The 14,621-nt window shown below is 41.8% G+C and carries 11 protein-coding genes; 4 read left to right on the top strand and 7 right to left on the bottom strand.

What is annotated here, in order from left to right:
- Positions 1-5: 5 nt before the first annotated feature.
- From ilvB to ACLCDV_RS23640, 7 genes are all read right to left on the bottom strand, one after another.
- Complete coding sequence (ilvB, locus tag ACLCDV_RS23670) at positions 6-1,748, bottom strand: biosynthetic-type acetolactate synthase large subunit (protein WP_411972398.1); 1,743 nt, start codon at positions 1,746-1,748, stop codon at positions 6-8.
- 117 nt (positions 1,749-1,865) lie between these two features.
- Positions 1,866-3,566, bottom strand: coding sequence for a dihydroxy-acid dehydratase (gene ilvD, locus ACLCDV_RS23665; protein WP_088163104.1), 1,701 nt, complete (start codon positions 3,564-3,566; stop codon positions 1,866-1,868).
- Complete coding sequence (locus ACLCDV_RS23660; protein WP_333577140.1) at positions 3,550-4,440, bottom strand: branched-chain amino acid transaminase; 891 nt, start codon at positions 4,438-4,440, stop codon at positions 3,550-3,552. Before ACLCDV_RS23660 ends, ilvD begins: the two co-directional genes overlap by 17 nt.
- Before the next feature lie 398 nt (positions 4,441-4,838).
- Positions 4,839-5,087, bottom strand: a complete 249-nt coding sequence (gene atpC / locus ACLCDV_RS23655) for an ATP synthase F1 subunit epsilon (protein ID WP_120335003.1) — start codon at positions 5,085-5,087, stop codon at positions 4,839-4,841.
- Between the two features lie 21 nt (positions 5,088-5,108).
- On the bottom strand, positions 5,109-6,611 hold the full coding sequence (gene atpD, locus ACLCDV_RS23650) for a F0F1 ATP synthase subunit beta (protein WP_201669666.1): 1,503 nt from the start codon (positions 6,609-6,611) through the stop codon (positions 5,109-5,111).
- A gap of 367 nt (positions 6,612-6,978) precedes the next feature.
- Complete coding sequence (locus ACLCDV_RS23645; protein WP_088163102.1) at positions 6,979-7,629, bottom strand: hypothetical protein; 651 nt, start codon at positions 7,627-7,629, stop codon at positions 6,979-6,981.
- 147 nt (positions 7,630-7,776) lie between these two features.
- Positions 7,777-8,481 (bottom strand): NUDIX hydrolase, encoded by a 705-nt coding sequence (locus ACLCDV_RS23640; protein ID WP_201669665.1) that lies wholly within the window; start codon positions 8,479-8,481, stop codon positions 7,777-7,779.
- A gap of 333 nt (positions 8,482-8,814) precedes the next feature.
- On the opposite strand from ACLCDV_RS23640, the gene ACLCDV_RS23635 reads away from it, so the two are divergent.
- From ACLCDV_RS23635 to ACLCDV_RS23620, 4 genes are all read left to right on the top strand, one after another.
- Positions 8,815-10,503 (top strand): ribulokinase, encoded by a 1,689-nt coding sequence (locus ACLCDV_RS23635; RefSeq protein WP_411972397.1) that lies wholly within the window; start codon positions 8,815-8,817, stop codon positions 10,501-10,503.
- Between the two features lie 17 nt (positions 10,504-10,520).
- Entirely contained in the window at positions 10,521-11,213 is a 693-nt protein-coding gene (locus ACLCDV_RS23630; protein WP_411972396.1) for an L-ribulose-5-phosphate 4-epimerase, read from the top strand.
- Positions 11,214-11,256: 43 nt separating this feature from the next.
- On the top strand, positions 11,257-12,759 hold the full coding sequence (gene araA / locus ACLCDV_RS23625; RefSeq protein ID WP_317669373.1) for an L-arabinose isomerase: 1,503 nt from the start codon (positions 11,257-11,259) through the stop codon (positions 12,757-12,759).
- Between the two features lie 68 nt (positions 12,760-12,827).
- Positions 12,828-14,528 (top strand): sodium:solute symporter family transporter, encoded by a 1,701-nt coding sequence (locus ACLCDV_RS23620; RefSeq protein WP_112374965.1) that lies wholly within the window; start codon positions 12,828-12,830, stop codon positions 14,526-14,528.
- The last annotated feature ends 93 nt before the right edge of the window (positions 14,529-14,621 follow it).

Here is a 14,621-nt window from a genome sequence, read left to right as displayed (position 1 = left end):
AAATTCTACTTTAAACGTATCTCAGATACCGATGTTCCTTGTGCAACCATTGGAAATACATTGTTTTCCTTACCTACCATCACTTCCAATAGATATGCTCCGTCGTGATCAATCATGGTTTTCAGGGCATTACGTAGGTCTTTACGTTCCGAAATCTTCTGACCGTCGATGTAATAGCCTTTCGCTACAGCAACAAAGTCAGGACTCGTGATATTCACGAATGAATAACGTCTGTCGTGGAACAATTGCTGCCACTGACGTACCATGCCCAAGAATTCATTATTGAGGATCATGATTTTGACTTTTGCGCCAAATTGCATTATCGTTCCTAGCTCCTGGATCGTCATTTGTATACCACCATCACCGATGATTGCTACGACAGTTTTCTCTGGCGCGCCATACCAGGCACCGATTGCGGCCGGAAGACCAAAGCCCATCGTTCCTAAGCCCCCTGAGGTTACATTCGATTTGCTGTTGTTGAATTTAGCATAGCGACAAGTTACCATTTGGTGTTGACCGACGTCCGTTGTAATGATCGCATCACCGCCTGTCAATTCATTCAACACATTGATGACCTCACCCATGGTCATAATATCGGTTTGTGGGTGAAGTTCATTTTGGATGACTTCTTTGATTTCTTCTTTTTCAAGTTCACGGAATTGTGCAAGCCATGCGGAGTGATCTGTAGCGTTTACCAATTCCGTCAGCATTGGAAGTGACTCCTTACAGTCGCCCCATACAGGTACGGTTGTCTGTACGTTTTTGTCAATCTCTGCCGGGTCTATATCCAAATGGATTACTTTTGCCTGTTTGGCATATTTGTCCAAACGACCTGTTACACGGTCATCGAAACGCATACCGATGGCTATTAAAACATCACATTCATTGGTCATGACATTTGGTGCATAGTTACCATGCATACCCAACATCCCTACGTGAAGTTTGTGATCCGTTGGAAGTGCACTTAACCCCATGACAGTCGATGCCGAAGGAATGCCGGTTTTCTCAATAAAAGCTTTGAATTCTTCCTCTGCTTTTCCAAGAATGATGCCTTGTCCAAAAAGAACAAATGGTTTTTTTGCATTGTTGATTAACTCGGCTGCCTGCTCAACATATTCTTTACGAACTTGTGGTGCAGGTCTATAGCTACGTACGTGGTTGCATTTTTCATAACCGAAGTAATCGAACAATTGCATTTGTGCATTTTTAGTGATATCGATCAATACCGGTCCTGGACGACCTGTGCTGGCAATATAAAATGCTTTTGCGAGTGCAGCTGGAATTTCAGTTGCGTCGGTGACTTGGTAGTTCCATTTGGTGACCGGTGCCGTGATATTGATGACATCTGTTTCCTGAAAAGCATCTGTTCCCAAGAGTGAAGCAAAGACCTGACCTGTGACACAGACGATAGGGTTACTATCGATCATGGCATCAGCCAGTCCAGTAACTAGGTTTGTTGCTCCAGGACCACTTGTCGCAAAGACGACGCCTGTACGACCTGAAGTTCTTGCATAACCTTGCGCCGCGTGGATTCCACCTTGTTCATGGCGCACTAAAATATGCTTCAGACGATCCGTATAATCATAAAGGGCATCATAGATCGGCATAATTGCGCCTCCAGGATAACCAAATACGGTATCAACTCCTTCGCTCAATAAGGCCTCCAATACAGCTTTCGATCCCGAAATTTGTGTCGGAGTTTCCTGCGCTGTAGCGGCCTTATTTTCTGTTATTTCCAGTGTACTCATTACGTTGATTTTTTTATTGTTGATTATTCAGTCTTTTTAGTATTTAGATATTTGATCTGAGACATTAAGCATCGATTGTTTAGGTCTCTATTTGCTTAATGTCTCTGTTTTTATTTTCTACTGATCCGTTACACAGCCTTCTGAGGCATCGGCAACAGTTTTAGCGTATTTGTATAAAACTCCTTTGTTAACTTTTAACGCTGGTTGTACCCAAGCGGCACGGCGTTGCGCGATCTCTTCATCGGAAAGCAGCACATTGATGCTGTTATTCACTGCATCGATCTCGATAATGTCATCATCATGTACAAGACCGATTAATCCGCCTTTGTAAGATTCTGGTGTGATATGCCCTACGACAAAACCATGTGTTCCACCTGAGAAACGACCATCGGTAATTAAAGCAACAGATTTACCAAGACCGGCACCAATAATCAAGGAGGTTGGTTTAAGCATTTCAGGCATGCCTGGTGCTCCAACAGGACCTTCATTTTTGATCACGACAACATCGCCTGGTTTGATTCTACCAGATGCAATACCGGCCACTAAATCATGCTCTCCATCGAATACGCGTGCAGGACCAGTGAATTTTTCACCTTCTTTACCGGAAATCTTGGCAACAGAGCCTTTCTCTGCTAAGTTCCCGTAAAGAATCTGTAAGTGTCCAGTAGCCTTGATTGGATCGCTCAATGGTTTGATAATCGGTTGGTCATATTCCATGATTGATTTAACATCAGCCAAGTTCTCAGCGACCGTTTTTCCTGTTACCGTAATACAGTCGCCATGAAGCAAACCTTCATTTAAAAGATATTTCATGACAGCAGGAGTTCCGCCAAATTGCTGCAGATCTTGCATCAAGTATTTACCGGATGGTTTGAAGTCAGCTAATACAGGGGTTTCGTCACTCATGCGTTGAAAGTCGTCTTGCGTGATATCTACGCCTACGGCTTTGCCTATTGCGATAAAGTGAAGTACAGCATTGGTGCTACCGCCCAAGATAACAATGGTACGTAGCGCATTCTCAAATGCTTTACGTGTCATGATATCAGAGGGCTTGATATCTTTCTCAAGTAGTGTGCGGATATGTTGACCTGCCTCTAAACATTCATTTTTCTTTTCTTCCGAGATCGCAGGGTTGGAAGATGAGTATGGTAAGCTCATTCCCAAGGCTTCAATTGCCGAAGCCATGGTATTTGCTGTATACATACCGCCACAAGCACCAGCACCAGGGCAGGTATGTTTGATAATGCCTTCATAGTCTTCATCGGAAAGATTGCCGCAGATGCGTTGTCCCAATGCTTCAAATGCGGACACAATGTTTAATTCTTCACCTTTATAGTGGCCTGGAGCGATAGTACCGCCATATACCATTAACGAAGGACGGTCCAAACGGGCCATTGCCATAATAGCACCGGGCATGTTTTTGTCACAGCCAGGAATAGAGATCAGGCCATCATAATATTGTCCACCACAGATCGTTTCGATACTATCCGCGATCACATCACGACTTACCAACGAATAACGCATCCCATCGGTACCGTTACTCATACCGTCACTGACGCCAATGGTTCCAAAGGTCAAACCCACTAAATCATTGTTCCAAACGCCCTTCTTGACGATTTGTGCCAAATCATTTAAGTGCATATTACACGTATTACCATCATATCCCATGCTGGCAATACCGACCTGTGCTTTGTCCATGTCGGCATCCGTAAGACCGATACCATAAAGCATTGCTTTTGCAGCAGGTTGCGTTTCGTCTTGTGTAAATGTACGGCTGTATTTGTTCATTGCGTTTTCGCCGTTAGATGATGACTTCATAATTTTCGTTCTCTAATACTAAATTTTTATATCTTCTTTGGATTGATGCACCTATGCTGTGTTCCCAGGCTTCTTTGTAGATGACATCATCGACTTGTTTGATTCCGATAATTTCTGCCGCAGTCCCGCATAAGAAAGCGCTGTCAGCAGTGTAAATGTCTTCTACTGTCAATTGCTTTTCAATGACTTCGAAGTTTAATTTTTTACAGATGTTTTTTACAGTCTGGCGTGTAATGCCCGGGAAGATATTCTTCGCTGGCGGCGTATAGATTTTGAAATCCTTTTCGATGAAAATATTTTCACTGGATGCTTGGGCAACGTAGCCTTCGTGGTCGAGCATTAACGCTTCGTCGTAACCCTTCCTGATGGCTTCTGTTGTCGCAAGGATGGAGTTTACATATTGCCCAGAGATCTTCGAGTCAATTTTAAACGACTTTGGATTAGGTCTTTTGATATCAGAGATACATACCTTTAATAGGTTTTGACCAAGATAGGGTCCCCATTCCCATGCTGCCATCATGATGCTTGCTTCGGTTGATGAGGTTAGGTGCATATTTGAACCGGTCAATACCAATGGACGTATATAAGCTTCTCTTAGGTTGTTGTTGGCCAGGAGCTCATAACAGATGTCGATCAGCTCTCGGTTGCTCCAACGATAGGGAATATTAACTGCTTCACACGATCTCTTTAAGCGATCGAAATGCATGTCAGCTTTAAATATACGGGGGCCATTGTGGGTATTATACGCACGTAAACCATCGAACACCGCATACCCATAATGCAGTGACTGTGCAAAGGGATCCAATGCTGCTTCGGAAGCTTTTACAAAAGCTCCGTCCAAATAGATCAATGTGTTTTTGTCGTAATATTTCATAACCCAAAATTTACCTAAGTATAATAGTTCCCTTTGTTGTAATATTGGTGGTAAATCATGCTATCTCAAGCTTCTATAAAAACTTTCGATTTTCATTTCCTCAAGGTAGCAGGAATTACAATAATTGGCAATAGGTAAAGTGCTAATTTTGTATTTAGAATAAAATTTCATTAAATCTATTTTTGTGAAATTTTATTTTACAAAAATTCGTTTTATTCGGTTTTATATTTTGTTAGTCGTATACCATATTTAAAATTGGTCTACAGGTGCAAAAAATTATTTTTTGTTACAATGGCCAATTTTCTTCCTAAAATGAAGAAAATGTCAAAAAAACTTTAAAAAAAAAGCTTCCGATAGAAATATCGGAAGCTTTTTAGATTTTATAAAATCGATTTGATTTAATCTCCGATAATTCCTTCAGCAAGCACGGTAATGACATTGTCTTTTGCTTCCACAACACCACCTTTAATGAACACTTCTTGTCCACCTTTACCTTGTTGAATAATTACTTTTCCATCTTCCAAAGTAGAAACGATGGCAGCGTGGTCTTTCAAAATTTGAAAAGAACCCGCAGTGCCCGGTACAGTAACGGATGTTACTTCGCCTTCGAATGCTAATTTGTCTGGAGTGATAATTGTTAATTTCATTATTCTTAGATATAATCTAGATTAAACTGCTTCTGCTAATAATTTTTTACCTTTTTCGATAGCATCATCGATGTTACCTACTAAGTTGAAGGCAGCTTCAGGGTACTCATCTACTTCACCGTCAATGATCATATTGAAACCTTTGATGGTATCTTTGATGTCTACCAATACACCTTTTAAACCTGTAAATTGTTCTGCAACGTGGAAAGGTTGTGATAAGAAACGTTGAACACGACGTGCGCGGTGTACTGTCAATTTATCTTCTTCAGATAATTCGTCCATACCTAAGATGGCGATGATATCTTGCAATTCTTTATAACGTTGAAGAATTTCTTTTACACGTTGTGCAGTATTATAGTGTTCGTTACCTAAAACGGCAGGAGAAAGGATACGTGATGTAGAATCCAAAGGATCCACAGCAGGGTAGATACCTAGCTCAGCGATTTTACGGGACAATACTGTAGTTGCGTCCAAGTGAGCGAAAGTTGTCGCTGGCGCAGGGTCAGTTAAGTCATCGGCAGGTACATAGACTGCTTGTACTGAAGTGATAGAACCGTTTTTAGTTGATGTAATACGCTCTTGCATTAAACCCATCTCAGTTGCCAATGTTGGTTGGTAACCTACGGCTGAAGGCATACGACCCAAAAGGGCAGATACTTCAGAACCTGCTTGTGTAAAACGGAAGATATTATCGATGAAGAATAATACGTCACGGCCTTGACCTTCGCCATCACCGTCACGGAAGTATTCCGCAATTGTCAAACCTGATAAAGCAACACGTGCACGTGCACCAGGAGGCTCGTTCATTTGACCGAATACGAAAGTACATTTAGAATCTTTCATCAACTCGTGGTCAACAGTATCCAAAGGCCATTCGCCTTTTTCCATGCCTTCCATAAAGTGCTCACCATATTTGATGATACCAGACTCCAACATCTCGCGCAATAAGTCATTACCTTCACGTGTACGTTCACCTACACCGGCAAATACAGAAAGACCACCGTGGCCTTTTGCGATATTGTTGATTAATTCTTGGATTAATACAGTTTTACCTACACCGGCACCACCGAATAAACCAATTTTACCACCTTTAGCATATGGCTCTAAAAGGTCAATAACTTTGATACCAGTAAAAAGTACTTCGGATTCAGTTGACAAATCTTCGAATTTAGGAGGTACGTTGTGGATAGGACGACCATTCTCTTTATTCAAATTTTGGATCCCGTCTATGGCATCACCAACTACATTGAATACACGACCTTTGATTTCTTCACCAACAGGCATTTTGATAGGAGCACCAGTATCGACAACTTCCATTCCGCGAACTAAACCTTCAGTTGCGTCCATGGCAATTGTACGTACACGATCCTGACCTAAGTGTTGTTGAACTTCTAATACAACACGTTGTCCATTTTCTTTTTGAATGTACAATGCATCGTAAATTTTAGGTAGATTTTCACTGTCGGCGAAGTTGACGTCAACAACTGGGCCGATAATCTGCGCTATTTTACCAATCTTGGGCATATTATAGGGACTAAATATTTATTAATCAATTTTATATAAGAGACATAAAAGGCCTCTTTTTTGGTCAGCAAAAATAAGGTTATTCGTTTTTAAAAACAAATAGAATTTGCAATTAAATTACAATTTTATTAATGTAGGTCAAAATGTTATCGATTGTAATTCTGTACGTTTCGATTTCTATACCTGCAAATATAGTTTTTCTCTTTTATCCGGCTAGGTATTTTTGAAATTTACAGCTTTACTTCACTGAATCTTTTGTTCGTATTTAGGAGTGAAACCTGATTAAATAAAACCGACCTGTAACGGAGTGTCTCTAGGATTCGTTACAGGTCGGTCACAATAAAGCTGCTATTTTATGAAAGCAGGACTAGATTTTTTTGTTTAGTTCGTCCTGCAACTGGCGCTTGAGCAGTTGTTCCTTTTCCATCGATTTTTTGCGGAAGGTAGCGAATTCCTCTTGCGACTGTTCGGCCGTTTTTTGGAATTCCACCGTGTCCACTTTCGCTTTCCGGTAAGAAAATAAAAAGATAAATGCTGCTACTGCCAATACCGCAATGATCGTCCAGACAACAGTATTGTAAAAAGTTTTAGATGTATTGATTCCCAAGAAAGAGAAACTTTCTGTTTTTTCCTTCTCCTGTGCCAGCTGATCCTTTAAAACCTGAATTGAATCTTGTAAAGTTTTGGTATTGGATGTATAGTTGCTTGAAGATGATTTTAAAGAGCTGATTTCCTTGTGGAGTTTTGCTACGGTATCAATTACATTTCGTTTCACAATATCAAGATTGGTTTTTCGTACCATCTTGAAATCATAGTTGTTTTTCGAAATATAATTCAGGTGGTCAAATTGATTTGCCAAACTTCCTTTTTTTAATCCATCCGGGCTGTATTTGAAGGCATTATCCTGTTGTGCTGCTGTAGTAGCGGGAGCCGCAGCGGGAGTTTGTGCCTTCAATAGCGTATGTGATGAAATAAATAAAATCGTAAAGAATATAAATGCTAATCTCAATTTGCTCATGTTGTTTATTTTATAAAATGCGTTAATCTAGCTTATCCTAATTGTAAAACTAGGATATACCTGTGATAAATATAAGGAATTATTGAAAAAACGAAAATGTTAAGTGAAATATATTCCAATTCTCGTAGGTCATTTCCCGTTACTTTATCATGATTCGATAGACCAACTTGGCAAATACCGTAAAAAGGACATGATCTTTTCCTTATAGATTGCCGTATTTAGTTTGAAATAGTAGGCTCCTTTTTTTGAGTTTTCCTTATCTTTTTCTTCCAGTTTGATGATGAGGTCTGAGGAAAGCAGTTTTCGGCTGAAATTGCGCTTATCCAACTCGATATTGTAAACACCCTCATAGAGTGCTGCAATCTGGGGAATTGTGAATTTCTCAGGCAGCAGTTCAAATAATATCGGATACAAAGCTGCTTTCATGCGTAGACGGTGCTGTGCCGAAGCGATCATCTGATCATGATCGAAGATCAGTGTTGGGTGCTCCTGTAATGGAAACCATTGGGCTTCGTAATCGTCACTGAGGATATGTTGATATTGCTGCGTATCAATCAGCGCAAAATAACAGATACTGACAACCCGGTCGCTAGGTTCACGCTTAGGTTCACCGAATACACTACATTGCTCCATGTATACATTTTCAAGCCCTGTTAACTGTTTGAGCACCCGGCTCGCCGCCTCTTCCGGGCTTTCGTCAGATTGAACGAAACCACCCATCAGACTCCATTTATTTCGTTCGGGTTCGAAATCACGTTTAATTAAAAGTACTTCAAGGGATTCGCCGTTAAATCCAAATATGATACAGTCTACTGCCAAAAGGATCCCTGAATCTTTTTTATAATATTCCATCGTCTATCGTTTTATCTTTTTTTATCTGACATCACCCCATTTATTCCACGAGCAAAACTATGTAAAAAAGTAAATAGCTAAAAATAAGTATAATAATTGTCTGATACATCCCTTTAAAAGGCTTTTATACGCCTATGTCAGGAATTTGGGTTAACCATAATTTGCTGCTATGAAGTTAGCTCTATTTTTTAAATATGAAAATTTTCTTTCATATTTAAAAAAATAAATGTTTATTTGACACTAATTATTTTTTCAAGGCGAACTTCAGAAAGGAGGGGATTGAAAAATAAGGCTTTAGAGACAATTATAAGTTATAAACCAAATTCAGCAAAAATGAATAAATCGTATGTCATTGGGGTGGACTATGGAAGTGATTCGGTCCGGTCGGTATTGGTTGATGCTAACAATGGCGAGGAGATAGCTTCTTCTGTATTTTACTACCCGCGTTGGAAAAGAGGGGAGTATTGCGATGCTGCTTTAAGTCAGTTTAGGCAGCACCCCTTGGATTATATCGAAGGCTTGGAAGCAACAATAAAAGATTGTTTGCTCAAATCGGAAATCGACAATATTGGCGCAGCTGTAAAAGCAATTTCTGTGGATACAACGGGATCTACTCCAGTTGCCGTAAACGCAGCCGGGGTTCCATTGGCGTTGTTGGACGAGTTTAAAGACAACCCCAATGCCATGTTTGTTTTATGGAAAGATCATACAGCTGTTGGAGAGGCCAAAGAAATTAACCTGCACAATCAAAATAGTTCGGTGGATTATTTGAAGTATGTGGGCGGAGTATACTCTTCGGAATGGTTCTGGGCCAAATTACTTCATGTTTTTAGAGCAGATGAAAAAGTCCGTGCCGCCACATATAGCTGGGTTGAGCATTGCGATTATATTCCATTTCTATTGACGGGAGGAAAACAGGTGTCTGCGATGAAGCGTGGGGTTTGTTCAGCGGGGCATAAATCGCTTTGGGCCGAAGAATTTGATGGCCTACCGCCAAATTCTTTCTTTTCAACACTTGATCCATTGCTGGATGGTTTGGTTGATCGTTTGTTTTCCGAAACATACACTGCTGATCAATCTGCTGGTCAGCTTTCGGAAGAATGGGCGCAACGATTAGGTCTTACAACCTCGGTCGTTGTCGGAGTAGGTGCATTTGACTGTCATATGGGGGCAGTAGGGGGACAAATAGAGCCATATTATCTGAGTAAGGTAATGGGGACATCGACCTGCGATATGCTAGTTGCCCCGAAGGAGGAGGTTCAGCATACGTTGGTCAGGGGAATCTGCGGTCAGGTAGACGGTTCAATTATACCGGGAATGATCGGTATGGAAGCTGGGCAATCGGCATTTGGAGATGCTTACGCTTGGCTGAAACAGGTGTTACTGTGGCCAACGAAAAATTTGATACAAGATATTGAAGAGATCGAAGCGCATACGCGTGAACAGTTGATGGCAACCCTGGAGGAGAAACTCTTGTTCAGTCTAAGTGAGCAGGCTGCATTACTTCCCGTAACGGCAACATCTGAATTAGCATTGGACTGGCTCAATGGTCGTCGAACTCCGGATGCGGATCAATCCTTGAAAGGAGCGATTACAGGTTTGCACCTCGGAACAGATGCTCCTCGGATCTTCAGAGCAATTGTCGAAGCAACTTGTTTTGGCGCAAAGGCTATTGTTGACCGTTTCGTGGAACAGGGTATTCCGGTAAAAGGCTTGATCGGTTTAGGCGGAGTTGCTAAGAAATCCCCCTTTATTATGCAAATGATGGCCAATGTGATGAATATGCCTATTCGTATTCATAAAAGTGAACAGACTTGTGCCATTGGCGCCGCAATGTTCGCCGCAACAGCGGCAGGTTTATATGACCGGGTCGAGGATGCCATGAAGGCAATGGGGCAAGGTTTTGAACGAACTTATATACCTGAGGAAAAATGGGTAACCATCTACGCCGAACGCTATGAACATTACAAGGCTTTGGGAGCTTTCATCGAAGGAAAGGAATCGCTAGCCATTACTGTTTAACCATTCAAATTTTAATCATGTATAATTCAATTAAAGAAGAAGCCTACCATTGCAATATGCAATTGCCCCAGCTGGGATTGGTGCTTTTTACATTTGGAAATGTGAGTGTTGTCGATCGCCGTCAGGAAGTTTTTGCGATTAAACCAAGTGGGGTTCCATATGAAGAGCTCTCACCGGAACATATGGTGATTGTAGACTTCGATGGTCAGGTGGTTGAGGGGAATCTTAGGCCATCATCTGATACGAAAACTCATGCGCTACTGTATAAACATTGGAAGGAAATCGGTGGGATCACCCACACACACTCCACCTATGCGACAGCATGGGCACAGGCGCAACGGGATATTCCCATTTTCGGAACGACACATGCCGATCATTTGACGGCCGATATTCCCTGTGCTCCACCAATGCACGATGAGGTGATCGCCGGAAACTACGAACATGAAACGGGGTTTCAGATTATCAATCACTTTGTCGAAAATAAGCTGGACTATAAAGAAGTGGAGATGATTCTCGTTGGTAACCACGCGCCGTTTGCCTGGGGTAAAACTGGGACAAAGTCTGTTTATAACAGTGCAGTCCTGGAACAGGTTGCTAAAATGGCTTGGTTGACAGAACAGATCAATCCGAATGCGCCTCGATTAAAGCCTGCACTGATCAAAAAGCATTACGAACGGAAGCATGGGGCCAACGCCTATTATGGTCAATAATTTTCGGTAATAAAAAAATCTATAGCAAAAACTACAATTTAACATGAATATCAATTTAAAAGAGCTTGAGGTCTGGTTTGTCGTGGGAAGCCAAGACCTATACGGTGAAGAAACCTTGCGACAAGTTGCCCTACATGCTGAGGAAATAGCCAATTATTTACATAGCCAAGCAGCGATTCCAGTAGCGGTAAAATATAAACCGATCGTAAAAAATACGGACGAGATTTATGCAACGTTGGCAGCCGCCAACAATGAAAAAAACTGTATCGGGGTTATTACCTGGATGCACACATTTTCACCTGCAAAGATGTGGATCAGAGGATTAAAAGCCTTGCAAAAGCCATTGTTGCATCTGCATACGCAGTATAACCAGGATATCCCATGGAATAGTATCGATATGGATTTTATGAATCTCAACCAAAGTGCGCATGGGGATCGCGAATTTGGACATATCGTTAGCCGCTTAAAAATAGGTCGTAAAGTTGTAACCGGGCATTGGCAAGATGCGGAAGTGCTGGAACGGATTAATGTTTGGGCGCGTGCAGCCGCAGGATGGCACGACTGGCAAGGTGCTAAATTTGCACGATTTGGCGATAACATGCGTTATGTGGCTGTTACGGACGGCGATAAAGTAGAGGCAGAGTCGCAATTTGGTTTCGCAGTAAACACCTATGCCATTGGTGATCTGGTAGCGGTTATCAATGCGAGCACGGAAGCGGAAATCGCGGCATTATTAGCCGAGTACGAAGCGACTTATGAACTAGCCGAAAATGTGAAAGCTGGTGGTGAATATCACGATAACCTCATCGAGGCTGCTAAAATAGAAATTGGCCTACGGAAATTTTTGGAACAAGGAAACTTTAAAGGTTTTACGGATACTTTTGAGGATCTGCATGGGATGGTACAACTTCCGGGCTTGGCGGTACAACGTTTAATGGCTGAGGGATATGGTTTTGCCGGCGAAGGGGATTGGAAGACCCCGGCTTTGGTGCGCGCTTGCAAAGTGATGGGAGCAGGATTAGCGGGAACGACCGCATTTATGGAGGACTACACCTACCATTTTGATCCGCAGAATCCCATGGTACTTGGCTCACATATGTTAGAAGTGGACCCAGCTTTAGCAACTGGAAAACCACGTATAGAAGTACATCCGCTAGGAATTGGCGGCAAGGCAGATCCTGCCCGTTTGGTTTTCAATGGGCAGAGCGGAGATGCATTGAATGCCTCTTTGGTCGATATGGGAACGCGTTTTCGTTTGATCGTGAATAAAGTACAAGGTGTTGCTGTGGAAGAAGAGTTACCTAAGCTTCCTGTTGCGCGTGTGTTATGGAAACCGCTTCCTGATATGAAAACAGGTTGCAGTGCCTGGATTGTGGCAGGGGGGGCACATCATACAGCCTACAGCTTGAGCTTAACACCCGAATACCTGGAAGATTTTGCACGTATTGCCGGACTGGAATATGTATTGATCGACGAGGATACTACGGTAGCGAAGCTCGAAGATCAATTGAAATGGAATGAACTATATTATTTACTCAGTAAATAATAGCCTAAGCCATTTATACCTGCTCTTCGGGTATAGATGGCTTATTGATAATAACCAATTTGGGAAATATGGAAAAATTTGCAACGGTAGATTACATCATCTTCGTAATTTACTTCTTTATTGTAGCCGGTTATGGCTACTGGATTTATCGTAAAAAGACGAATAGTTTAAGCAGTAGCAAGGACTACTTTCTGGCGGAGGGATCACTGACCTGGTGGGCCATAGGCTCTTCGTTGATCGCATCGAATATTTCTGCTGAGCAGTTTATTGGTATGAGCGGTAATGGATTTGAGGTCGGTATTGCTGTAGCCGCTTATGAGCTCATTGCTGCGGTAGCGCTAATTATTGTTGCGGTTTGGTTTATTCCGGTCTATCTGAAAAACAAAATTTTCACGATGCCTCAGTTTTTGAACAACCGATACAATGAAACAACGAGTCTCATTATGGCAATCTTCTGGTTGTTTTTGTACGTTTTTGTCAATCTGACCTCCATTTTATATTTAGGCGCCATTGCAATCTCCAGCATGGCCGGAGGTGGCGACAGCTTCCACACCATTACAGTTGCTCTAGCCGTATTTGCCGTCATTATTACTTTGGGCGGAATGCGTGTTATTGGCTTTACAGATGTTATTCAGGTTGTTGTATTAATTATTGGTGGTATAGCGACGACCTATGTGGCATTGACTCTGGTCAGTGAACATTTTGGTTTGGGCCAAGATGCCTTAGCGGGATTCAATAAACTGATGGAAGATTCGCCGGAGCATTTTAACCTATTTGTCGATAAGCCAGGGCCGGGTGCCAGTCAGGAAGATATCAATAAATATCTGATGCTGCCTGGAATAGGGATGTACCTTGCCGGGATCTGGATTGTCAACCTAAATTACTGGGGCTGTAACCAATACATCACACAACGCGCTCTGGGAGCTGATTTAAAGACGGCACGCACAGGGATTCTTTTTGCAGGATTTCTAAAATTGTTTATGCCGATTATCGTCATGCTTCCAGGAATAGCTGCTTATGTGCTTTATAAAAATGGTGCGTTGCAACACGAAATGGCTCCTGGAGGGGTGTTTCATGCCGATAATGCGTACTCGGCAATATTGGGCTATCTGCCAAATGGAATGAAAGGGCTAGCACTGGCGGCGCTTACAGCAGCTATTGTGGCCGGATTGGCCGGAAAGGCAAATAGTATCGCAACGATCTTCACACTGGATATCTTTAAAAAATACATTAATAAAGATGCGAGCGAGGCAAAAATGGTCTGGGTTGGAAAGATAACAATTGTGATCTCTATTCTACTTTCTGTTTTATTTACCTGGAATGATGCACTGGGCATCGGTGGCGCCGGAGGATTTACTTTTATCCAAAAATATACAGGTTTTATCAGTCCGGGTGTTTTTGCGATGTTTTTGCTCGGTATGTTCTGGAAAAGGACTACGGGTGCAGCTGCCATTACAGGCCTTGTTACGGGATTTGCATTGTCGATATTTTTCAATGAGTTTGCAACAAAAGTTTTCGGGCCAGAAACATGGATCTATACGGCATATCTTAACAAGGCGGGTGTTTATGAAATTCCATTTCAGATATGTATGGGACTAGCATTTGTGTTTACGATGATCGCTATGATTGCTGTCAGTTTATTTGGACCAAAAGTTAATCCAAAAGCTTTTGTATTGGATCGATCAATGTTTAAAGTGGAACCGTCCGTATTGGCATTAATTGTTGTGACTTTATTGTTGGTGACTGCTATTTATGTGCGTTTTTGGTAGAATTGTTGCCATTTGAATAATTAACTAATTATGAACCATTCCTAATTAAAAATAGGAAGCCTCCATCAGACCGATGGGGTAAAACTTAATTGC

This window comes from Sphingobacterium sp. Lzh-3 (genome assembly GCF_046764375.1).
Classification (GTDB): Bacteria; Bacteroidota; Bacteroidia; order Sphingobacteriales; family Sphingobacteriaceae; genus Sphingobacterium.
Note: the sequence above shows the minus strand (reverse complement) of the source record. Positions and strands in the feature narration are given on the sequence as shown.